At 65.6% G+C, this 23,079-nt stretch carries 13 protein-coding genes and 1 pseudogene; 13 read left to right on the plus strand and 1 reads right to left on the minus strand.

Annotated elements, in window-relative coordinates; translation table 11 throughout:
- From ACFSNB_RS05190 to ACFSNB_RS05250, 13 genes and pseudogenes are all read left to right on the plus strand, one after another.
- A pseudogene (locus tag ACFSNB_RS05190) lies at positions 1-359 on the plus strand (P-type conjugative transfer protein TrbL); the annotation flags it as partial.
- A gap of 2 nt (positions 360-361) precedes the next feature.
- The gene (trbF, locus tag ACFSNB_RS05195) at positions 362-1,072 is read left to right on the plus strand and encodes a conjugal transfer protein TrbF (protein ID WP_377314975.1); all 711 of its coding nucleotides are present in this window, start codon (positions 362-364) and stop codon (positions 1,070-1,072) included.
- Positions 1,069-2,046, plus strand: a complete 978-nt coding sequence (gene trbG / locus ACFSNB_RS05200) for a P-type conjugative transfer protein TrbG (RefSeq protein ID WP_377314976.1) — start codon at positions 1,069-1,071, stop codon at positions 2,044-2,046. Before trbF ends, trbG begins: the two co-directional genes overlap by 4 nt.
- Entirely contained in the window at positions 2,043-3,233 is a 1,191-nt protein-coding gene (locus ACFSNB_RS05205) for a TraB/TrbI/VirB10 family type IV secretion system protein (RefSeq protein WP_377314977.1), read from the plus strand. Before trbG ends, ACFSNB_RS05205 begins: the two co-directional genes overlap by 4 nt.
- 12 nt (positions 3,234-3,245) lie before the next feature.
- Positions 3,246-3,548 (plus strand): DUF2274 domain-containing protein, encoded by a 303-nt coding sequence (locus ACFSNB_RS05210; RefSeq protein ID WP_377314978.1) that lies wholly within the window; start codon positions 3,246-3,248, stop codon positions 3,546-3,548.
- An 81-nt stretch (positions 3,549-3,629) separates the two neighbouring features.
- A complete protein-coding gene (locus tag ACFSNB_RS05215; RefSeq protein ID WP_377314979.1) occupies positions 3,630-8,804 on the plus strand; it encodes a DEAD/DEAH box helicase in 5,175 nt (1,724 codons plus the stop codon).
- Positions 8,801-11,563 carry a helicase-related protein gene (locus ACFSNB_RS05220; protein WP_377314980.1) on the plus strand — a complete coding sequence of 921 codons (2,763 nt, stop codon included), beginning with the start codon at positions 8,801-8,803 and terminating at the stop codon, positions 11,561-11,563. Before ACFSNB_RS05215 ends, ACFSNB_RS05220 begins: the two co-directional genes overlap by 4 nt.
- 3 nt (positions 11,564-11,566) lie before the next feature.
- Entirely contained in the window at positions 11,567-16,132 is a 4,566-nt protein-coding gene (locus ACFSNB_RS05225; protein WP_377314981.1) for an Eco57I restriction-modification methylase domain-containing protein, read from the plus strand.
- Positions 16,116-18,086, plus strand: coding sequence for a chromosome segregation protein SMC (locus ACFSNB_RS05230; RefSeq protein WP_377314982.1), 1,971 nt, complete (start codon positions 16,116-16,118; stop codon positions 18,084-18,086). Before ACFSNB_RS05225 ends, ACFSNB_RS05230 begins: the two co-directional genes overlap by 17 nt.
- Positions 18,083-18,862: an HNH endonuclease gene (locus tag ACFSNB_RS05235; RefSeq protein ID WP_377314983.1), complete on the plus strand. Its 780-nt coding sequence runs from the start codon at positions 18,083-18,085 to the stop codon at positions 18,860-18,862. The genes ACFSNB_RS05230 and ACFSNB_RS05235 overlap by 4 nt, the downstream gene beginning before the upstream one ends.
- Before the next feature lie 105 nt (positions 18,863-18,967).
- Positions 18,968-19,258, plus strand: a complete 291-nt coding sequence (locus ACFSNB_RS05240; protein WP_377314984.1) for a type II toxin-antitoxin system ParD family antitoxin — start codon at positions 18,968-18,970, stop codon at positions 19,256-19,258.
- Positions 19,248-19,553, plus strand: coding sequence for a type II toxin-antitoxin system RelE/ParE family toxin (locus ACFSNB_RS05245; RefSeq protein WP_377314985.1), 306 nt, complete (start codon positions 19,248-19,250; stop codon positions 19,551-19,553). The genes ACFSNB_RS05240 and ACFSNB_RS05245 overlap by 11 nt, the downstream gene beginning before the upstream one ends.
- 397 nt (positions 19,554-19,950) lie before the next feature.
- Positions 19,951-21,732: a recombinase family protein gene (locus ACFSNB_RS05250; protein WP_377314986.1), complete on the plus strand. Its 1,782-nt coding sequence runs from the start codon at positions 19,951-19,953 to the stop codon at positions 21,730-21,732.
- Here ACFSNB_RS05250 and ACFSNB_RS05255 read toward each other — a convergent pair.
- The gene (locus ACFSNB_RS05255) at positions 21,713-23,023 is read right to left on the minus strand and encodes an aminotransferase class V-fold PLP-dependent enzyme (protein ID WP_377314987.1); all 1,311 of its coding nucleotides are present in this window, start codon (positions 23,021-23,023) and stop codon (positions 21,713-21,715) included. The two genes, ACFSNB_RS05250 and ACFSNB_RS05255, sit on opposite strands and share 20 nt — an antisense overlap.
- Between the last annotated feature and the right edge of the window lie 56 nt (positions 23,024-23,079).

The following is a 23,079-nucleotide window of genomic DNA, read 5'->3' on the forward strand; positions in this document are numbered from 1 at the left end:
GCGCGCCCCAGCTCGGCGCCGGGGCCACGATTGGCACCGTCGGCGCGGCAGCGGGGGCGGCGGTGCTGGTCGGCGGGGCCGCCGTCGGCGCGGCCGGTCTGGCCCGGGCGGGCGGTCTCGCCGCGATCCGTGCCGGCAGCCGTCTCGGATCAGGGGGCGGCGACGGGGCTCTATCCGGTTCGCCTTCGTCGGGATCGTCGCCCTCCTCGGGTGGTGCCGCCACGGCTCCGGCCTGGGCGCGGCAGTTGCGGGCCGAGCAGGCGCGGCGGGCCCACCATCATGCCGCCGCCCAGGCGATCCGGGATGGCGATCGGCCCGGCGCGCCGGCCAATCCCGATCTCTCCAGCAAGGAGGACTGACCATGCGGTTCCGACGCGCCCTCCAGCGTTACGGCGAGACTCCGGTACCGGTGACCCCCTACCAGAAAGCGGCCCAGGCGTGGGACGAGCGGATCGGCTCCGCCCGGGTCCAGGCCCGCAATTGGCGGCTGATGGCCTTCGGCGCGCTGGCTCTGAGCCTCGGCCTCGCCGGCGGTCTGATCTGGCAGGGGACACGCAGCCGGATCGTCCCCTATGTCGTCGAGGTCGACACCCTCGGCCAGGTGCGGGCGGTGGGCCCCGCCATCGAGGCCTATCGGCCCAGCGACGCCCAGATCGCCTGGTATCTCGCCCGCATCATCACCGATGTCCGCGCCTTGTCGTCCGATCCGGTGCTGGTGCGCCAGAACTGGCTCGAGGCCTACGATTTCGTCACCGACCGCGCCGCCCTGTTCCTCACCGAGCAGGCCCGCGCCAGCGACCCGTTCGCCCAGATCGGCACCCGCACCGTCTCGGTCCAGGTCACCAGCGTGGTGCGCGCCTCCGACTCCTCGTTCCAGGTCAAATGGACCGAGCAGGCCTTCGAGCGCGGCAGCCTTGCCGCCACCAGCCGCTGGACCGCGATCCTGACGATCGTGATCCAGCCGCCCCGCACCGCCGAAATAGTGCGCAAGAACCCGCTCGGCCTTTACGTCACCGCCCTGGCCTGGACCCGCGATCTCGATCCCGCCGTTTCGGAAGGGAAAACGCCATGACCCGTCTCGCCCCGATCCTGCTCGTTCTGCTGCTCGCCGCCTGCGCCGCCAAAGAGCCGCCGCCCCCGATCGCCTATGACGATCTGCCGCTGCGCCCGGCCACTCTGGCACCCGAGGCGCCCCGGCCGGTGGAGGTGGTCGAGATCCCGACGCCTTTGCCGCTGCCCGGACAGTTGCAGCCGCTGCCGTCCCCGGGCAAGGCCGACCGGCGCACGGCGACGGTCCGGGTTGCTGCCGCCAACCGCGCCGCCCTGCGCGAGCCGGTCGCTCCCGGTTATATCAACGCGATCCAGGTCTATCCCTACAGCGAGGGCGCGCTCTACCGCCTCTATGCCGCGCCGGAGATGGTCAGCGACATCGCGCTCGAACCCGGCGAGCAACTGACCGCGGTGTCGGCTGGCGACACGGTGCGCTGGGTGATCGGCGACACCACCAGCGGGGCAGGGGAGGGGCGGCGGGTCCATGTCCTGGTCAAGCCGTTCGCGCCGGGGCTCCGGACCAACCTGATCATCACCACCGACCGTCGCTTCTATCACCTCCAGTTGGAAAGCACGGTTCGCACCAGCATGGCGGCGATCTCCTGGACCTATCCGCAAGGGACCCTGCTCGCGCTGCAACGGCGCAACGCGTCGGCCGAGGCGGCGGCTCCGGTCGCCGGTGGCATCGCCCTCGAATCGCTCCGGTTCCGTTACGCCATTTCCGGCGACAGCCCGCCTTGGCGGCCGCTGCGCGCCTTCGACGACGGGGCCAAGGTCTATATCGAGTTCCCCGCCCGGCTCGATCAGGGCGAGGCGCCACCCTTGTTCGTGGTCGGACCGGACGGCGGGGCCCAACTGGTCAATTACCGGGTGCGCCGCAACTTCTACATCGTCGACCGGCTGTTCGCCGCCGCCGAACTGCGTCTCGGTGCCGATCCCCAGCAGGTGGTTCGCATCGGGCGCACCGATGGCGCCAGCGGCGGGGGGCGGTCATGACCGAGAACAAGGTCGATCCGGCCGCGCTGGTGCTGCGCGGGGCGCCGTCGCCGGTCCGCCGCTACCGGCGGGCTCTGCTGATCGGGATTGCCGCGAGTGGGGCGGCGGCGATCTTCGGCCTGACTTGGTGGGGCCTGCGGGGGGCGGCGCTGCGGCTCGGCCCGCCCGCCCAGGAACTCTACGACACCGGGCGCAAGAGTACCCCCGACGGGCTGGCCGCCTTGCCCGGCTCCTATGACCGGATCAAACCGGCCCCGCCGCCACCCCTGGGGCCGCCTTTGCCCGGGGATCTCGGCCGGCCGATCCTTGAGCACCAGCGGCAGATGGGCATCGCCCCGGGCGCCGAGCCAGTCGATCAGGCCGCCGCGGCCGAACGCCAGCGGCTCGCCGCCCAGGCGCTCAAGGCCCGCGAGGCCGGGGTGATGGTCCAGATCACCACCCGGCCGGCCCCGGCGGCACCCGCCGCCGCTGCGGCACCGATGGCGGACGCCGCCCAGACGGAGCCAAATCGGTTGCCCCTTGATCCCGAGCGCGATCCCAACGCCCAGCAGCGCAAGCTTGATTTCCTCGGCCAGAAGCCGGAGACCGGGATCTACAATCCGCATGCCCTGCAGCAGCCGGCCTCGCCCTGGCAATTGATGGCCGGCAGCGTGATCCCCGCCAGCCTGATCACCGGGCTCAACTCCGATCTGCCCGGGCCGGTAGTGGCCCAGGTGACCGAGAACGTTTATGACAGCGTCACCGGCCGTACCCTGCTGATCCCGCAGGGGGCGCGGCTGATCGGGCATTACGACAGCGTCGTCGCCTTTGGCCAGTCCCGCGCCCTGCTGGTGTGGCGGCGGATCATCCTGCCCGATGGGACCTCGATCCAGGTTGAAAACCTCCCCGCCAGCGATGAGGCCGGCTACACCGGGCTGGCGGACGAGGTCGATTACCATACCGGGACCCTGCTGAAGGGCATCGTCCTCGCCACCCTGCTCGGAATCGGCACCGAGACCAGCACCGGCGCCAACGAGAGCGATCTGGTCCGCGCCCTGCGCCAATCGACCCAGCAGAGCGCCGACCGCGCCGGTCAGCGCCTGACCGAGAAAAATCTCAACGTCCAGCCGACCCTGACCGTCCGTCCCGGCTGGCCGCTCCGCGTCATCGTCCACAAGGATCTGATCCTGCGCCCCTATCGGGGCTGAACGGAGGCCGTCATGTTGAAGCTCGGCAAACTGCCTGACCGCACCCCGGTCCGCATCGTCATCACCGTCAGTCCCGACCTCGCCCGCGATCTCGCCGCCTATGCCGAGGCCTATCGTCAGGCCTACGGCCAAGCCGAAGCCGTCGCCGACCTGATCCCGCCGATGCTGGCGGCGTTCCTCGCCAGTGACCGAGGGTTTGCCAAGGCCCGCCAGGACGGGGTGATCACGGCGGATGCCGTCGAACCTGCGCGGCGGCGGGGGCGGAAGCGAACTGCGCCGGATTCGATCCCGATGGGAGGAGAGGGGGCATCGTGAGTGTGATCTGGTGCGTTCCCCCCTGGCGTGACCTTCTGATGCTGTCGTATCCTAAACCGAGAATATTCATCGGGGGATGCGGTGCAAATTTTTAACCTCGACCGCACTTTGGTCACGGACTATGAAGGTTTTGCTCGGTCGTTCACCCGCATACGTGCAGAGGATATCCGTTCCCGGGTTAGTGAGCTCTATGCCAGCGGAGCGTTCTGGCCGGAGCCGCTGATCACCATCAACCCTCATTTTGAGCAGGGAGCGGGAATCCAAGATCTAGTTAGCGACGGCACGCTGCATCCCGCCACGTCAGAGATATTCCATATCGATGGTCGGCCTCTTACGCTTCATCTTCACCAAGCGCAGGCGGTGGCCAGGGCAGCAGCGCGACAGAGCTTTGTTGTTACCACTGGGACTGGTTCGGGCAAGTCGCTGTGCTTCTTTATTCCTATCATTGATGCTGCCGTTCGAGCCAGGGCTGCGGGTGAGCCCCGGCGAACCCGCGCCATCGTCGTTTACCCGATGAACGCCCTGGCCAACAGCCAGATCAAGGAACTCGAGAAGTTTGTTGCCCAATCGGGCTTGCCGACGGACCTGCGCCCCACCTTTGCCCGTTTCACCGGCCAGGAAGGGGAACCGGCCCGCGAGGATGTCCGCCGACTGAAGCCGGACATCTTACTGACCAACTTTATGATGCTCGAACTGCTGATGACCCGGCAGAACCAGCTCGACAACCAAGTTATCGCCAATGCCGAGGGGCTCGACTTCATCGTCCTCGACGAGTTGCACACCTACCGAGGTCGCCAGGGAGCCGATGTCGCGATGCTGGTTCGCCGGGTGCAGAATCGGTTGTGCCCGGGGCGTGCCCCGGTCTGCATCGGCACCTCGGCGACTATGGCAAGCGAGGGCGGGGAAGTCTCGATGAAGGCCGTCGCCGAGGTGGCGTCTCGCCTGTTCGGGGTTGGGATCCCGCCCGATGCGGTCATCGTCGAGAGCCTTAAGCGCGCGACGGATCCCTCTATTTCTGCTGGAGCGCAGGGCGAAGCATTGGTCCGGGCCGTCGATCAAGCACTTCCTGAGACTATCAGCGACGCAGCCCTACGGGTGCATCCACTGGCGGTGTGGGTCGAGATTGAAATTGGCCTCAAGGATGGACAGAAACTTGAGCGTCGCCCCCCTACGACATTGGAGGAGGCCGCCGCGCGCCTTGCCACGCAGACTGGACGCCCTCTGGACCGATGCCGTGATCAGCTCCAGGCAATGCTGATGTTGCTCAGTCAGCCGGGTGACCAGCGGGGCGGAACCGGGGGCCGTTCCTTCCTGGCCTTCAAGTTGCATCGGTTTATTTCTGGCGCCGGCCATGTCTATGCCACCCTGAAGCGACCGGGGGCTCGCCGGGTCACCTTGGATGGCCAGCGTTTCGACCCGTTGGACCCGGGCGCCCGCCTTTACGCGACATTCTTCTGTCGTGCCTGCGGTCAGGAATACCATCCGGTGACCCTGGTCGATGAATCCGGGCGGCAGATGGCAGTTCCCCGGTCGATCGACGATGCCCCGCTGTCTGATCCGGATGAGGATGAACAGGCGGGTTACCTGATGCCTGATCCTGAGGGGGAGGAACCCTTTTCTGGGGCACCGGACGAGTATCCCGAGGAATGGACAGAGCCGGCTGGCAGCGGTTTGCGTCTGAAATCCACTCGCCGTAAACAGGCCCCGCGCCGTCTCTCGGTTGCCCCAGATGGGACTATCGGCCCCGGCGGCCATGACATGCTGTTCCTGCCTGGAAAGTTTCAGTTCTGCCCGACCTGCCGCGACCTGCCCCCGGCTCGGGCCCGCGAGATCAATAAATTGGCCGGCCTGTCGGCGGAGGGACGCAGTTCGGCGACAACGCTGCTGACCTCCAGCATCCTGCGATGGATGAACGGTGCGGCCAGCGCTATTCCCGCCGACAAGCGCAAGATCCTCGGCTTCACCGACAACCGCCAGGATGCCGCCCTCCAAGCCGGGCACTTCAATGACTTCCTGTTCGTCTCGCTGCTGCGCGCCGCCACCCTGGCGGCGGTGCGGGCCGCCGGCCCCGATGGTCTTGCCGACGAGGATTTCGGCCGCCGGGTGAAGGCCGTCCTCGGCTTCACCGCCGCCAGACGGGAGCGTCGACCGGAATGGATGCTTGACCCTGACGCCAGAGGTGTTGGTCTGAACACGGCGGAAAGCGTTCTTTCCAAGGTGCTTGCCCATCGCATTTGGGTTGATCAACGGCGTGGTTGGCGCTTCACCAATCCCAACCTCGAGGAACTGGGCCTCGTTACCGTCCATTATCTCTCCCTGGATGATCTAGCCGAGGATGAGGCTGCCTTTGCTCGTGCGCCCGAGGAACTGCGACTCGCATCCCCCGATCTTCGCCGGAAGGTGCTGAAGATCGTCCTCGACGCGCTGAGGCGAGGGTTGGCGGTTACCAGCGAATCGCTTGAGCCTTCCACCATGGAGGCCGTAGCCAACGCCGCGAGGCAGGTCCTGCGCGATCCCTGGTCGATCTCGGCCCAAGAGATCCTGCGCAGCGCTGCCGCGCTTTATATCGATCCGCCGAAGCGCGAGGAGGCGGGGCTGCAGGGGGAAAGCCTGATCCTTCGCGGAGGACCGCGTGGTTCCTTGGCCCGGTCGATCAATCGGGTCGAACACTGGGGCCGGCGGCTGAAGAGCGAACGGTATGTCGAGGTGATCCAGTCACTGCTGGAGTCCTTGAACAGTTACGAAATTATTCGGGAGGTTCCCACCGCCTTCGATACGCCGGGATGGCGGCTGGCAGCCAATGCTGTCCGGCTTGTTGCCGGCGACGGTCGGGAGGACGGGCGCACTCCCAACCCTTATTTCATCCACCTTTATGAGACTCTGGCCGATACCCTGTCCAAAGGTGGCGTCGGGTTATTCGGGCTTGAGGGGCGGGAGCACACCGCCCAGGTCGATCAGGAGCGCAGGATCTGGCGCGAATGCCGGTTCCGGTGGGGCGAAGACGATCAGGCTGCGATCACAGATAACCGCGTTCAGATGCGCGTGGCCGGCGAATCGACCACCTTTCTGCCGGCCCTGTTCTGCTCGCCGACAATGGAATTGGGAGTCGATATCTCTGCGCTCAACGCCGTCTATCTCCGCAATGTTCCCCCGACCCCAGCGAACTACGCTCAGCGTGCCGGCCGCGCCGGTCGGTCGGGCCAGCCGGCGCTGATCGTGTCCTATTGCGCCGCGCAGAGCCCGCACGACCGCTATTATTTTGCCGATCCCGTCCAGATGGTCCGCGGCGTGGTTCGCCCTCCGTCTCTGGAGTTGGCCAACCGCGATTTGGTAGAATCGCATCTGCATTCAGTCTGGCTGGCCGAGACACGACAGGAACTGCGCGCCGATATCCCGGAGGTCCTTGATCTGGCGCTGGAAGGGCTGCCGGTGCGTGCCGCGTTGGCTGAGGTCATGCGCGCGCCTGAAGTCACGCAACGGGCTGTCGTCGCCATGCGTCAGCATTTGGCATCGATCGAGGCCGAGTTGTCGCCGGAGAGGGCGCCGTGGGCGGTCGATCGTGACGCTTATATAGTGTCCGTTGCCGAAGCCGCGTTCGAGCGGTTCGATCGTGCCTTTGACCGCTGGCGCGATCTGTACCTGAGCGCCCGCGCTCAGTTGATCGAAGCCAATCGCCGTTCCGAGATGCACGGACTGTCGGCACGAGAGCGCAAAGACGCCAAGATGCAGCAGGCCCAGGCCAACGAACAGATCACCCTGCTGGAACAAGGCAAGGCCAGCGGCGGGTCGGACTTCTACACCTATCGCTATCTTGCCACCGAAGGGTTCCTGCCCGGCTACAACTTCCCACGCCTGCCACTCTACGCTTATGTCCCCGGCGTCGGCAGTGGTGGCGGCAAGGCGACCTATCTGCAACGCGCCCGATTCCTGGCGATCGCCGAGTTCGGTCCGGGTAGCCTGATCTACCACGAAGGACGGGCGTACCGCGTTCACAAGGCCAAGCTGCCGCCGGGGGCGCAGATCGCGGATACCGGCCTGCTGTCCACCACAGTGATCTACGTTTGCGACCAATGCGGCGCGGCGCACGACCATGAGCCCGAGCGGTGTCAGGTGTGTGGCGCGCGGATGGCTGGCATCCATCCGATTCGGAATGTCTTGCGCATCGACAATGTCGAGACCCTGCCTTCCGAGCGGATCACCGCCAACGACGAGGAACGTCAGCGCAAAGGATTCGAGATACAGACCGTGTTCTCGTGGCCCGAGCGTGACGGCACCATCGACGTTTCGTCCTCGGTCGCCGTCGATGGTGACGGGCAGATCCTTCGCGTCGATTACGCCGCTGGTGCCACCATCAGTCGGATCAACAAGGGCCTGCGCCGTCGCAAGGAGAAATCAGTTCTCGGGTTCGGCATCGACCCGGCCACGGGGCGCTGGACCGACAATCCTGACGACGAAGCTCAGCTTGATGCAGATGGGAAAGTGGCGAAGCAGCGGATTGTTCCCTTTGTGCAGGATAGCAAGAACGCCGCCCTGATCCGGATCCTCGCCGGGGAACAGGCCCCGGCAACGATGGCGACACTCCAGCACGCCCTGGCGCGAGGCCTCGATCTGGTCTTCCAGCTCGAGGAAGGCGAGACTCTGAGCGAACCGGTGCCGTCGCGCGACCGCCGCAAAGCGATCCTGGCCTTCGAGGCGACCGAAGGCGGTGCGGGCGTGTTGGGGCGGCTGGGGGTGGAGAACAACGCCCTGGCGCAGGTGGCGCGCGCCGCCCTCGCGCTGATGCACTTTTCCAACATCGACGCGGCGATCGCCGCCGCCGATCCGGACCTGCTGGTTGACGACCCTGACGCGGCCTGCGTCAAGGCCTGCTACCGCTGCCTGCTGTCCTACTTCAACCAGCCGGATCACGAGTTGATCGACCGCCACGATCGCGATCTGCTGATCCTGTTGCTGCGTCTGGCCCGGTCGAGCGTCACCCCGGTCAAGCCGGCCCCCAAGGACCATCATGGGGATTCCTGGCGCGCGGCCCTGGCCCGGTGGGGGGTGGTCGCTCCCGATTCCACCCCGCTTCAGGTCGGAGATGGTTCGCTCGCCCTGGTCTGGAGGGCGGCCTTGGTTGCCGCTTGCGTCGGTCAGCCGCCAGGAGGATTGTCTGCGGCGGTTGAGGCACTCGGCTTCACCCTGGTCGACCTGCCTGAGCAGCCGGGCGAGACCCCGCCAAAACCACTGCTTGATCTGCTGGGGATGACGTCATGACCAATGTTTTCGCCCCCGGCGATCTTGTCCAGGCCCGGGGGCGGGAATGGGTGGTTCTGCCCTCACCGGAAACCGACTGGTTGATGTTGCGGCCGCTGTCGGGGGCCGAGGCCGACGTGCAGATTCTTGATCCGGCGCTGGAAACGGAGCCGGTGCGGCCGGCCAGTTTCGACCTGCCGGGCTTGGACCAGATCGCCACCCAGGACGCGGCCCGCCTGCTGTCCGATGCCTTGCGGATGTCGCTGCGGCGAGGCGCGGGGCCGTTCCGTTCGGCGGCCCGGCTGTCGTTCGAGCCGCGGGCCTATCAGTTGGTGCCCTTGCTGATGGCGCTCCGCCAGACGGTGGTCCGGCTGCTGATCGCCGACGACGTCGGCATCGGCAAGACCATCGAGGCCGGGCTGATCCTGCGCGAGTTGATCGACCGGGGAGAGGTCGACCGCTTGGCCGTGTTGTGCCCGCCGCATCTGGTCGAGCAATGGACCGCCGAACTCGCCACCAAGTTCGACATCGACGCGGTCGCGGTGACCGCCGCCTCGGCGGCGCGGCTGGAGCGCGGCCTTGCCCCTTCGCAAACCCTGTTCGATGCCCACCCGTTCACCGTGGTCAGCCTCGATTACATCAAAGCCGAGCGGCGACGGGAGAATTTCGCTCGCGTTTGCCCCGGTTTGGTGGTGGTCGACGAGGCCCATGCCTGCGTTGGCACCCATCAGGGGCGGCAGCAGCGCTATGACCTGTTGAGCCGCCTTAGCGCCGATCCCGAGCGCCATCTGATCCTGTTGACCGCGACCCCGCACAGCGGCGACGCTGCGGCGTTCGACCGATTGCTCGGCTTGCTCGACACTGGTTTCTCCGGCCAGGGGCTGGAGGCGGAGTCGGTCCGCGTCCGGTTGGCCAACCATTTCGTCCAGCGGCGGCGCGCCGATATCACCGGCCGCGACTGGGGGGAAGACCGGGCCTTTCCCCGTCACGAGAGCGCCGAACGATCCTATGCGCTGACCCGCGAACATCGGGCGTTCCATGACGCGGTGCTGGAGTACTGCCTTGGTGTGGTCGAAGGGGCCGGGCCCGACCAACGCCGACGCCGTTTGGCCTTCTGGGGCACCCTGGCGCTGATGCGCTGCGTCGGGTCCTCGCCCGCTGCCGCGGCATCGGCGTTGCGCAACCGTCTGGCCAGCGACCTTGATCGGCTGGAAGGGCAGGTATTTGACGATGACGGTGATGAGAGCGAGGCTCTCGACGTCGAGCCGGCAGCTGGTCTCGACGATGCAGGCCCGCTTGCGGCCCTTGTGGCCCGGGCCGAACGCCTGCTCAAGGCGGCGGACCCCAAGCGTGATGCCGCGATCGAGGTGCTGAAGCCGTTGGTGGCCGGTGGCGCTAATCCGGTGGTGTTCTGCCGCTTCATCGCCACGGCCGATTATGTCGCCGCCGGATTGAGCAAAGCCTTTCCCGAGCTGCGGATCGAGGTGGTCACCGGGGCGCTGCCGTCCGAGGAGCGCCGCGCTCGGGTCGAAGAGATGGCCGATGCCGAGCAGCGCCTGCTGGTCGCCACCGACTGCCTGTCCGAAGGCATCAACCTGCAAGGCCTGTTTGACACGGTGATCCACTATGACCTGTCGTGGAATCCCACTCGCCACCAGCAGCGGGAAGGCCGGGTCGACCGCTTCGGCCAGCCGGCGACCCTGGTGCGGTCGGTGCTGCTCTATTCGCCGGACAGCGCCATCGACGGCGCGGTGCTCGATGTGATCCTGCGCAAGGCGGCCTCGATCCGCTCCGCGACCGGGGTGACCGTGCCGTTGCCCGAGGATCGCGGCGCGATCACCGGGGCGCTGATGAATGCGGTGTTGTTGCGCGACGGCGGCAAGCGCCAGCAGCTCAGCTTCGATTTCGGCCTGGCCGCCGCCGCGGCCGAGGTCGAGACGACGTGGCGCGACGCTGCCGAGGGTGAAAAGCGATCCCGCGCCCGCTTCGCTCAGAACGCCATCAAGCCGGAGGCGGTGGCGCCGGAATGGAAGCGGTGGCGGGAGTTGCTGGGTGGCCCCGATGCCGTCCGCCGGTTCGTCGAGCGGGCGATGAGTCGCCTAAACGCGCCGTTGGAAATCGCTGCGAACGGTCGCATCCGCGCCCATTTGCATGCGCTTCCCGCCACGGTCACGGAACGTCTGGCGGCGCGTGGCCTGGAGAACACGATTCGTCTTGCCTTCGAGGAACCGGCGCCCCCGGCGGCCGAGATGATCAGCCGCAGCCATCCGCTGCCGTCTATTCTGGCCGAATCACTGCTGGAATCGGCGCTCGATCCCGGCGCCGTCAGCGTGCCGCCGCTTGGGCGCCTGGGGGCGTGGAGCAGCGCCGCCGTCACAGTGATGACCACCGTGCTGATCCTGCGCCTGCGCCACACCCTGACCGTCCGTGGCCGCCGGGAGCGGCTGCTGCTGGTCGAGGAAGCCGAGGCGCTCGCCTTCGCCGCAACCGATCCCAACCCGGTGGCCAGCGGTGACGTCGCCCGTGCCCTGCTGGAGGGGGAGGCCGCCGGCAATCTGCTCGACTCCGCCCGCGCCCGCCTGCTGACGGCGGCGATGCAGCGGGTGACGGCGGCGCGCGGCACCATCCTCGCCGCCCATGCCCACGACCGCGCTCAGGCCCTTGCCGAGGATCATGCCCGGGTCCGTGCCGCCGCGACCGGTTCGGCGCGGATCAGCGTCGCCCCGGTGCTGCCGGTCGACGTGATCGGCCTGTTCGTCCTGGTTCCGGCGGGAGTGTGATTGATGCGCCGCCCCCGTCACCCCCATACCACCGCCTTCGACGCTCTCACCGTCGAGGGCGCCCTGATCGCTCCGGCGATGCTGACCCGGATCTCTACCCGCACCGCCCCTCAGCAGGCCGAGACCGATTACGGCATCCGCAAGGGCCTCAACCTCCGCGACGAGGTCGCCCGCTTCTTCCGCATCGGCCAAGCGCTCTATGCCGATCTGAAAGCCAGCCCGACCCCCTCGCTGGCGGCCACCTCCAGCTTCGTCGAAGCCCTGCTGCGCGAGGTGTTCGAGGTGTCCGACCTCGATCGGGTCGGCCACCGCGAGCGGGACGGTCGCACTTATCCGCTGACACTGCAAGGATTGGGCGGTCGGCTGCCGGTGGTGGTGGTGCCGCCCACCGATCCGCTCGACAAGGCCAGTCCCAGCCTTGCCTTCGACGGACGCCGACGGTCGGCCGCCTCGGCGGCGCAGGACTGGCTCAACGCCGATCCGGACTCGCTGTGGGGTCTATGCTGCAACGGCGACCGCCTGCGGCTGCTGCGCGACAATGACAGCCTGACCCGTCCGGCCTTCATCGAAGCCGACCTTGCCCGGATGTTCGAGGCCGATGCCTTCGCCGATTTTAGTGCATTGTGGCTGCTGATTCACGCCAGCCGCTTCGGCAAGGCGGGCACGCTGCCCACCGATTGCGCGCTTGAACGCTGGCGCGACGCCGGGGGCAAGGAAGGGGCCGCCGCGCGCGAGCGCCTGAGCGAGGGGGTCGAGGCGGCGCTGCTGGCGCTGGGATCCGGCTTCCTGTCTGACACGCCCGATCTGCGCCAGCGGGTCAAGGACGGCGCTCTGCCGCGCACCGCCTTCTTCGGCCAACTGCTGCGGCTGGTCTATCGCCTGATCTTCCTGCTGGTCGCCGAGGACCGCGGCCTGCTGCATCCGCCCGAGGCCCCAGCCGCGGCGCGGCGGCTCTATGCCGGCGGCTATGCCCTGTCGCGTCTGCGCGACCGTGCCATCCGTCGGGCTGCCCGTGATGGGCACCGTGACCAGTGGCAGGGCCTGCGGGTGGTGTTCGCCGCGCTGGCCCGGGGTGAACCTCGCCTGGCCTTGCCGGCGTTGGGCGGGCTGTTCGCGCCCGATGTGATGCCGGATCTCGATTCGGCGCATCTGTCGAACCGGGCGTTGATGACGGCGATGTTCCACCTCGCCTGGTTGCGCGACGGCAATGGACTTGCCCCGGTCAACTGGCGCGACATGGAGACCGAGGAACTGGGCTCGGTCTACGAAAGCCTGCTGGAGCTCAATCCGCTGCTGGTCGAGGATGGGCGCAAGCTTGCCTTTGCCGAGGGCGCCGAGAGCAAGGGGCACGCCCGCAAGACCAGCGGCAGTTACTACACCCCCGATTCCCTGGTCCAGACCCTGCTCGACAGCGCGCTTGACCCGGTGCTGGCTCGTGTCGAGGCCGAGGCAGCGGATCCGGTCGCCGCCCTGCTCAAGGTCAGCGTGCTCGATCCCGCCTGCGGTTCCGGCCATTTCCTGCTCGCCGCCGCCCGCCGTCTTGCCACTCGGATCGCCCGCCACCGGGCCGGCGGGGTCGCGTCGGCCGAGGAATACCGCCATGCCCTGCGCGATGTCGCCCGCTCCTGCCTCTATGGCGTCGACCGCAACCCGATGGCGATCGAACTGGCCAAGGTGGCGCTGTGGATCGAAACGGTCGAGCCGGGCAAGCCGCTTGGATTCCTGGATGCCAACCTCCGTTGCGGCGACAGCCTGCTCGGAATCTATGATCTCGATGTCCTGCGCCAGGGCATTCCCGATGCTGCCTACAAGCCGCTGACCGGCGACGACAAGGAAACCGCCCGGCATTTCGCCAAACGCAACAGATCTGAGCGCGAGGGACAGGGCACCCTGGCCCTCGGCGGGCAGGGCTGGTCGATGCCGGCGCCGCCGCCCCTGGCCCGGCTGAACCTCGACTGGCGCATCCTGCCCGAAGACAGCCCCGAGCAGATCGCCGACAAACGCCGCCGCTTCGAGGCGACGCGCGCTGATCCCCGTACCTGGGCGTGGAAGCAGGCCTGCGACCTTTACGTCACCGCCTTCCTGACGGCCAAGACCGGCGGGGTTCCTGCCAGCCACACCGCCGTCGCCATCCCGACCAGCGGCCATCTCTGGCAGGTGCTGGCCGGGCATCAGGTCCATCCGCCGCTGATGGCCCGCGCGCTCGACCTCGCCGCCGAGGCCCGCGCCTTCCACTGGCCGCTGGAGTTTCCCGAAATGTTCGAGGCCGGTGGCTTCGATGTCGTGTTGGGCAATCCGCCGTGGGAGCGGATCAAGCTGCAGGAACAGGAATTTTTCGCCGCCCGTGCCCCCGAGATCGCCCAGGCCCCCACCGCCGCCGCTCGTGGCCGCCTGATCAAGGCCCTGGCCGACGCCCCCGAGGATTCGCGCGACCGCCGCCTGTTCGCCGCCTTCGAGACGGAAAAACGCGTCGCCGAGGCGGCCTCGGTGTTCGCCCGGGTGCCGCAGGAGGACGGGGGCCGCTTTCCGCTGACCGGGCGCGGCGACGTCAACACCTACGCCCTGTTCGCCGAACTGTTCACCCGCCTCACCAGCCCGCGCGGCCGCGCGGGTCTGGTCGTCCCCACCGGCATCGCCACAGACGCCACCACCGCGCCGTTCTTCGCTGCATTGATCGAAAACCGGCGGTTGGTCAGCCTGCATGACTTCCAGACGGGCATGGGGTTCTTCGACCGGATCGGCCATGCTCGCTTCAAATTCAGCCTGATCACCACCTGCGACGCTGGAACAGGACCGGAGGCGCCCGATTTCAGCTTCTTTTCCCGTACCATGGAGGATTTCGCTGACCGCCGTCGTCATTTCCGGCTGGATCGGCCGACGATCGAACGCCTGAACCCCAACACCAAGACTACCCCGGTGTTCCGGACTGAAACCGATGCCGCCCTGACCGCCCGCATCTATTCTCGTGTCTCGGTGCTGATTGACGAATCCAAGGGGCCGGCCGGCAATCCTTGGGGGGGGTCATTTATGGCTATGCTTCACATGGCCAACGACAGCGGGCTGTTCCGCTCCGCCGGTCAGTTGACGGCGGCGGGGTATGTTCGCGACGGAACCGATTGGGTGTCGGCCGCCGGCTTTCGCCCCCCGCAGGCGGCCTTGCCGCTCGATGGCGGCCGTGACGGCCTCCACCTGCCCCTGGTCGGTGGGGGAACCACCCGGCCGGCCGACCGCTATGTTCCTCTCTACGAAGCCAAGATGATCCACCATTTCGATCATCGCTGGGCCACCTACGACGGTGACGAATGCCGCGACGCCACCCCGGCCGAACACGCCGACCCGTCGTTCGAACCCACCCCCCGCTATTGGGTGCCGGAACGGGAAGTTCGGGATCGCCTGTCCGCCAAGGGCTGGACCCGCGACTGGTTGATGGGATGGCGAGATATCTGTCGCGCCACCGACGAACGGACGGTGATAGCATCCGTCACCCCAAGGGTTGCGGTGGGGCACACTGCCCCCCTGATGTTCACCACCGCCGCACCGCGATTGGTTACCGCGCTTCTCGGAAATTTGAGCAGTCTGGTCCTTGATTATGTAGCCAGGCAGAAGGTCGGCGGAACACATCTCACCTATGGCTATCTGGCCCAGTTCCCCATTCTTCCTCCCTCCACCTACACCGAGGCCGACCTCGCCGTTATCGTCCCTCAGGTGCTGGAACTGACCTACACCAGCCGGGCGATGGCCCCCTTCGCCCGCGACCTGGGTTTCGACGGCCCGCCCTTCGCCTGGGACGAGGAACGCCGTGCCCTGCTGCGCGCCGAGCTCGACGCCTGGTACGCCCGCGCCTATGGCCTGACCCGCGACGAACTGCGCTTCATCCTCGACCCCGCCGAGGTCAGGGGAGCGGACTACCCCTCCGAAACCTTCCGGGGTCTGAAAACCAACGAGATCCGCAGGTTCGGCGAGTACCGCACCGCCCGTCTGGTCCTCGCCGCCTGGGACCGGCTGGAGTGTGGCGCCGTCCACGACACATCTCCGCCCATCGTCGTTTCTCTTCCTACCCCGGTGCGGCAGTCACGGCCTTTGCCGATTATGAGTTCTGTCGTGGACGGCGCCTGGGCGCGTCCCATGTCGAACCCGCGCGGCGAGACAATGGAGGTGTTGCTCGCCGTCCTCGAGGCCATGGATCGGCCCATGCCCGCCGAAAGAGTCCGTCTTGCCGTCCTTCTGGCGCTGGAACCCTATTTGCTGGGGCCGCACCTGGAGGCTGACCAGAAGACAGACTGGGGGCGCGTCATCGGCGGCGAGGCAGCTGGGCCCACCACCGATAATGCGGAACTCGCCGGGCATTGGGGAGCCGCTGTTCGGTATTTCCGCAGTCGCAGGTGGCTCGATGATGCGTCTGGCAATTGGCGAGCGGGCGACAACCTTGGTACTCAACAGCCCGGAGACTGGGCGGCCGGCCGGGCCGCCATCACATGGGATGCGATGCGCCGGATCGGCGACAAGGCAGAGATCATAAACCTGTTCTCACCCCAACTCGACAGGTGGAGGAATGCCGAAGCAGCCTGATGATCTTTTTGGCGGCCAGTTCTCCCTTGCGCCAGACCTCGAGAGGTCTCAGCCACGTCTGTGGGTCCGAAGGTTGGCAATCTGGCGGGAACCGGGGACATCCCCTTTCCGGGATTATTCCTTTCACCCCGGTCTCAACATTGTCTGGTCGCTCAGCGTCCGCGAGACCACGGGAGAGCAGGATGGTGTCATCGGTCACGGCAGCGGCAAGACCCTCCTGTGCCGACTGATCCGGTATTGTCTTGGCGAGAGGCGTTTTGCATCCGAGGAGCTGCGGGACGCCATCGGCACTCAATTCCCAGAAGGACTGGTTGGTGCCGAGATCATGCTTGACGGAATCTGCTGGGCCGTGGTGAGGCCCCTCGGGCAACGCCAGCGGCATGTTGCGGTGGCGAACGGCAACCTCGACGCGATTGCCGCGGGCGAGGGAAGCCATACCAGCATGGAACCCTTCATCACAGCCGTGGAGAACGCCTTCTTCACGCCCGAGAGCATCGCCCTGATTCCTGGCGGGCAAGTGTGGCTTACCGAATTGGCGTGGTTGAGCCGGGACCAGGAGTGCGATTTCAAGAAGGTTCAGGAATGGCGGGATGCGGCCTCGCGGTCAGAATCTCCTGCCCGCAGCCTTGCGACCGACGAAGCGAAGTTCTTTGCCCTGCGTGTTTTCCTGAAGGCGATCACGCCGGAAGAACGGGCTCTCAGCGATGAAATCAAGGCGATGGAAGCCGAACGCGATCAGGTCAAGCAAGAGATCGCTCACCGGCTTTGGGAAGCGGACCAGAAGAAAAACCGCCTTGCCATCGCCTTGGAAATGAAAAAAGCGAAGTTGGACGGTCCCCTCGCTGCGGAGGATTTGAAACAGACGGCGCGCAAGAAGTTCGCGGAAGTTGCTCGTGTTTCTCCGAGCTGCGAAATTGTCGATCCAGAGCCGCTTCGTGCGGAACTCAAGGAGGCCCAGGCGAAAGAGAAGAGCCTCAGTGAGCGCCTTGCTGGCATGAAAGGGCGGTTGGAGGAAAAGAAAAAAACATTCGATCGCATGAGGAATGAGGTCGTTGGGCTCGTCCTCTCAACAGACGAGGAGGAAAATCCATCGTGCCCGATTTGTGAGGAGCCGATCGATCGTGTGCTGGCGGAAGGCTGCAAGCTTTCCCACAAGCTGGCTGACCTCGAATCCATCCGCCAGAAACGGGAGAACCATCGCCTGGGGCTGGAGAAGGTACAAGCAGACCTTACCGCCCTTCGGGAAAATATCTTCACGATGGAGCAGGAGCATAAAGAGGCCCAGACGGCGGTTGCCACCCTTGAGGCGCGGTTAGGGCAGATCGAGGAAGCACGCGATGCCCGTAGGGATTCCTGGTACCAAGCGCGCCGTATGGTCGACGATGCCGACCGCTATGCGGAACTGCTTCAGCAGTATGCATCGAAAAGAGAAGACCTTGATTCCCTTATTAACAAAATTGAAGACAAGCGTGAGCAACGGACCCTCTTTCGCGGCCGAAAGCAGCAGCTTTTCACGAAGATTTCAGGCATCTTCGACCATGTCGTTCGCGAGCTTGTTGGACGTGAAGCCTCCGGCAGTGTCCGCTTAACTGGCGATGGAGTGAAGCCGGAAGTTCGCCTGGGTGGACTGCGCCAGACGCCCGGCACCGAATGCATCGGGATCTTGGCATTCGATCTAACGGCTCTGTGTCTCAGTACTGAGAAAGACGCTCAAATCGCACCTTTCTTTATTCACGACAGTCCACGGACCGCAGATCTCGACATCGAGGTTTACTATCGACTTTTCCGGTTCGTGAAGGATTTGCCGGAGCAGTTGGGGCAACCGCTTTTTCAATATATCGTCACAACGACGACCCCGCCGCCTGAGGAGCTTCGGGATCCCCCGTGGACGCCGGTGAGACTGCGGGGCGCTCCGGCCGAAGAACGGTTGCTGGGGTTGGACCTCGCGACATGACTCCTGAAAACCCGCCCGGCTTCGTGGTACGCACTGAGGCGCAGAAGGCGGCCTTTGATAACGGCTTTCGGCTCGAACGAGGAATAACCGGCGGCTGGCTGGGTTTCGCCTCGACCACCGTCCAGGGCGACATCTGGATCGCTGGGATCTCCAAGCACGGTCCGTGGCTGCTGGCGCTGGAGCATACCGGGGTCATCGCGGAGCTGACCGATTTGTCTCGGGCGGTTGGGGTGCCTTCTCCGGGCGCAGCCGCTTTCCTGCTTCCCACCACGACCTCTCTGGACGCGGCACTCAACCATGTTTATCGGTTGGCGAGCAGCCTACCCGATTTGCCTTTGCGCCAGTTCAAGGCGCGAACGATGTCTCTGCCCCAAAGCACCGAGGCCGAGCGTTTGGTGATTCAACGCGTTGGACAAGATATCTTCCGTGCGGCTCTGATCGAGTATTGGGGTGGTCGCTGCCCGTTGTCTGGAGTGACCGATGGTCGCTTGCTGCGTGCCAGCCACATCAAACCCTGGGCCGCTTGTGAAACGGATGCCGAGCGCCTGGATGTTCATAACGGGCTGTTGCTCGCGGCTCATCTCGACGCAGCCTTCGACGCTGGTCTCATCAGTTTCGCCGATGATGGGACGATTCTGTTCGCGGCCACTTTTTCCCTGGCGGATCGGACGGCGTTAGCGATTGATGAGGGGTGGACTCTGCCAGGGATTACTTTCGATCATCAACGGTATCTGGCATGGCATAGGTGCCTGCATCTGGCTGAACCGAAACGGTAGACCTCGTCGTTGCGGTTTTACGGTTGGCTATTCGCCGATAGAAAACCTTGGCATGCGGTATGAATAAGTCATACTATTGCCTGGATTCCCTGGATGAGGTGTGTGATGGCCGCAGCCGAGAAACGGACATTCAGCCTGCCCCGTGAGCAGGCGAGCTACATCGACAGCCTTGTTGCCACGGGCACCTATGCCACGAGCAGCGAAGTGATCCGCGCTGGCCTGCGTGCGCTACAGGAGCGAGACGCGGCAGTGGACCGATGGTTGCGTGAGGAGGTCGTGCCGGTGGCGGTCGCCATCCAAACGAGTCCGGAGCGGGCTATCCCGGTCGAGCGGGTGTTTGATGAAATCCGGGCACTCCACGCCAAGCGCGTCGACGGGAATGGCAATGCCTCATGAGGTCGTCTTCTCGCCGGAGGCGCGGGACGATCTGATCCAAATGTATCTCTTTATTGCCGAGCATTCCGGCGCGGCGCGGGCGCTCGCCTATATCGAGCGTATTGAAGCGTATTGCCGTGGTTTTGCCAGTCTCCCGGAACGGGGGATGCGGCGGGATGATCTTGTGCCGGGACTACGGGTTGTGGGCTTCGAGCGAAGAGTCTCCCTTGCCTTCCTGGTCGGTTCCGACACTGTGACGTTCGTTCGAGTCCTCTATGGCGGGCGTGACCTGGGCGCCGTCTTTGACGAAGACTGACCCAGCGGCATAAGCTTGGCTGGGGCAAGAGTTCGAGGCGTTCGGGGTGAGATGCGGTGTAAATGCAGCGAGAGAGGGCGGCCGCGCGGTTTTTACTTTAGGGCTATCGGGCGAAGCTTTTCCTGGACCTGGAACAAACGGGAAGAGGTGTCGCCATGCCAGGAAAGGAACCGGAGACGTCAAGCCGTCTCGCTCTCGCGGCCAACGATAACAGGACCAACACTTCCGCCTCGTTCGATCCGCATATTCGCCGCATTGCCGAAGCCATCGGTCGTCACTTGGCGCGTGAGCACATGAGGCTACGGGCGGAGATCCCGAAAAATGCGTCAAATGACAATCACCGATAACTTCTTCTGAAGGGCAGGGCGCACAACCAGGAAGACAATGGAGGCCGTTCATGACCCGCGTCGTCCTCTACGCTCGCTATTCCTCGGATAATCAGAGCGTTTCGTCGATCGAAGACCAAGTCCGCATCTGCCGGGAACGGGCGGAGCGGGAGAAGTGGGCGGTGGGGGCCACCTACCAGGATGCGGCCATTTCCGGAGCCAGCATCACCCTGCGTCCCGGCATTCAGTCCCTGCTGCAGGATGCCCAGGCCGGGAAATTCGAGATCGTGCTGGCCGAGGCGTTGGATCGGATCAGTCGCGATCAGGCCGACGTGGCGATTCTCTTCAAGCACCTCACCTTCGCCCGGGTTCGCATCATCACCCTGGCCGAGGGCGAAATCTCCGAACTGCATGTCGGCCTCAAGGGCACGATGAACGCTCTGTTCCTCAAGGACCTTGCCGCCAAGACCCATCGTGGCCTGCGGGGTCGGGTCGAGAAGGGCAAGGCGGGCGGGGGCCTGTGCTACGGCTATGATGTGGTGAAACGCCTCAACAGCGATGGCGAGCCGGTGCGCGGGGAGCGGAAAATCAACGAGGCGGAAGCCGTCATCGTGCGGCGGATCTTCCGGGAGTTTGCTGCCGGCAAAAGCCCGCGCGCGATCGCGGGTGACCTCAATGGCGACGGCATCCCCGGTCCGTTCGCGAAGGACTGGGGCGACACCACCATTCGTGGCCATGTCTGCCGGGGGACCGGCATTCTCAACAACGAACTCTATGCCGGCGTCCTGGTCTGGAACCGCTTGCGCTATATCAAGAACCCGACCACCGGCAAGCGGGTTTCGCGGATCAACCCTGAATCAGAGTGGATCAGAACCGAAGTTCCGGAACTGCGGATCGTCGATGATGAAACCTGGGCGGCGGCCCGGGCCCGTCAGGCCGAATTGGAACGGCAGTTCGAGGCAACCACCAGGGGCGTGCGGGCGGCTCGCGCCCGGCATGTCAACGAATTGCGCCGTCCGGCGTTTCTGCTGTCGGGCCTGCTGACCTGCGGATGCTGCGGCGGTCAATACGGCATCATCACACGCGACCGGTACGGTTGCTTGAATCGGTACCGTCGCGGCACCTGCGCCAACGGCCATACCGTGCGCCGTGACGATATCGAACGTCGTGTCCTGGCGGGGCTGACCGACAAGCTGGTTTCCGCCGATGCCGTGGCAAGTGCCGTGCGGGCTTTCGCGGAAGAGCTCAACCGTCAGAACCATGAACGTCGTGCTCAGGCGGAAATCGACAATCGGGCGCTGGCCAAGATCGAACGTGGCATCGCCGGGATGATGGCCGCGATTGAGGATGGCTTGTACCAGCCGTCGATGAAAGCCCGGATGGAGGATATGGAGCGCCAGAAAGCCGAAATCCTGGCCCGTTTGGCGGAAGCCCCCGAGGATGTGCCGGACGTTCATCCCAACATCGCCGAGATCTATCGCGCCAGGGTCCTGCATTTGGCGGAAGCCCTGGCTGATCCTGAACTGCAAATGGAGGCGGCCGAGGATATCCGTTCGCTGGTGGGCGAGGTGGTGCTGACCCCTGGCGACAAGCGTGGCGACATGCGGGCGGTATTACGCGGCGAGTTGGTCGGAATTCTCGACATGGCGACGGAATTCCGGAGGCACCGAAGGCCAGATGTTATAACGAAAGGGCTTGCGAGCCCCCGCAACCAACTTGAACGAACTCGCCGCAGCCTCATACGCTGCGGCGTTTTCGTTTGTCCGGCAAGGCGGAACCGTTCCCCCCCCCACCGGTGGGGCAGGGGGGCGGATTGCCTGCGGGCGAACCGGCTCAGCCGACTTCGTGGGTGAGGGCGGCAAACAAACGGTCGATATCAGCGGTATTGTTGAAAATATTGGTCGACACCCGCAGGGTGTTGATCCGGGGCGCGGGAGCGCCCGGAGGGCTGGGGAATGACGTCGCGCGCACCCAGATCTTGTGTTTGTTGATCAAGGTTTCCGCCAGCTTCGGCACAAAATCGGCGTCATAGGCGGCCGTCGGATCGCGTGAGGGCACGAAGGCCGACAATCCGGAGGACAAGTCCATGACCGCCGGGGATGGGCTGTAGACGCAGGCCTCGCCCCAGGTGGCCGCCGCCCTGGCCTTGACGGTGGCCGCGAGCGACAGGATGCGGGATTCAACGGCGGATTTGCCGATCTCATCGTAGAAATCGCACATCGCCGCCAGGATCGCGAAACCGGGGCCATTGGGGCTGCCACGCATCTGTAGGGCATCGGCGATGCTGAATTTCGGTCCCAGATACTCGGCGACCTCCGAAACGATCGGAACCAGTTTCCAGGGGTTCGTCACGGCGTCGCGGATGTAGAGCAGGCCCGTCGCCGGCGGTCCGTTCAGCCATTTGTGGCCGGCACAGGCATAAAAGTCGCATCCCAGGGCGGGCAGGTTGAGGTCGATCATCCCCAGCCCATGGGCGCCATCGACCAGGGTCGGAACGTTATGTTGGCGCCCCAACGCGCAGATTGCCTCGACCGGCATGCGCAGGCCGGTGGTCCAGTTGACATGGGAAAAACAGATCGCGCGCGTGCGCGGCGTCAGGGCCGCCGTGAAAACGTCAAGGATTTGCGCGGCCGAGGTCGCGGGGCTGGGAATCGCCACCTGTTTGACCACGATGCCGGAGCGAAGGGAGGCGACCTTGAGCGGTGACGTCAGGGCGTAATGTTCGTGGTCGGTGATGATGACCTCGTCGCCGGCCGTGAAGGGCAGGCCGAGCACCACCATGGCCAAGCCCATCGTGGTGTTGTCGGTGATGACAACATCCGCCGGTGGGGCCGAGACGAATTCCGCCAGGCGACGGCGGTTCTGGGTTTGGCTCTGTTCGAGATTGGGGCTGGAAAAACAGGCCCAGGACGGGCTGGCGCTCCATTCCGTCACCAGATGGGATAGGCGGGCCCGCAGGGCGGTGGGCAGGGATCCCTCGGACCCCGAATTCAGATAGGTGAGCCCCGGCAGAAAGGAGAAGCGGCCGCGTAGGGCGGCCCATTTGTTGGGGGGCGCCGGTTTGGCGAGCGCCGTGTCGGCCACCAACAGGGGGAGGAGCGCCGCGCCGCCGCCGCAGAGGAATTGGCGCCGGCTTGCAATCATGGGTCCTTCATCGCCGCCTGGGTGCCTCAACACGATTCGCCTCCGCCGATGGCATG

This window comes from Phaeospirillum tilakii, from assembly GCF_042683125.1.
In the GTDB taxonomy this organism is placed as follows: Bacteria; Pseudomonadota; Alphaproteobacteria; order Rhodospirillales; family Magnetospirillaceae; genus Phaeospirillum; species Phaeospirillum tilakii.

Bases quoted from the DNA above. Each gene is read 5' to 3' on its own strand.
- ACFSNB_RS05210 (WP_377314978.1), top strand. From the start codon at position 3,246: ATGTTGAAGCTCGGCAAACTGCCTGACCGCACCCCGGTCCGCATCGTC.
- ACFSNB_RS05225 (WP_377314981.1), top strand. From the start codon at position 11,567: ATGCGCCGCCCCCGTCACCCCCATACCACCGCCTTCGACGCTCTCACC.
- ACFSNB_RS05230 (WP_377314982.1), top strand. From the start codon at position 16,116: ATGCCGAAGCAGCCTGATGATCTTTTTGGCGGCCAGTTCTCCCTTGCG.
- ACFSNB_RS05240 (WP_377314984.1), top strand. From the start codon at position 18,968: ATGGCCGCAGCCGAGAAACGGACATTCAGCCTGCCCCGTGAGCAGGCG.
- trbG (WP_377314976.1), top strand. From the start codon at position 1,069: ATGACCCGTCTCGCCCCGATCCTGCTCGTTCTGCTGCTCGCCGCCTGC.
- ACFSNB_RS05250 (WP_377314986.1), top strand. From the start codon at position 19,951: ATGACCCGCGTCGTCCTCTACGCTCGCTATTCCTCGGATAATCAGAGC.
- trbF (WP_377314975.1), top strand. From the start codon at position 362: ATGCGGTTCCGACGCGCCCTCCAGCGTTACGGCGAGACTCCGGTACCG.
- ACFSNB_RS05220 (WP_377314980.1), top strand. From the start codon at position 8,801: ATGACCAATGTTTTCGCCCCCGGCGATCTTGTCCAGGCCCGGGGGCGG.
- ACFSNB_RS05235 (WP_377314983.1), top strand. From the start codon at position 18,083: ATGACTCCTGAAAACCCGCCCGGCTTCGTGGTACGCACTGAGGCGCAG.
- ACFSNB_RS05205 (WP_377314977.1), top strand. From the start codon at position 2,043: ATGACCGAGAACAAGGTCGATCCGGCCGCGCTGGTGCTGCGCGGGGCG.
- ACFSNB_RS05255 (WP_377314987.1), bottom strand. From the start codon at position 23,023: ATGATTGCAAGCCGGCGCCAATTCCTCTGCGGCGGCGGCGCGGCGCTC.
- ACFSNB_RS05245 (WP_377314985.1), top strand. From the start codon at position 19,248: ATGCCTCATGAGGTCGTCTTCTCGCCGGAGGCGCGGGACGATCTGATC.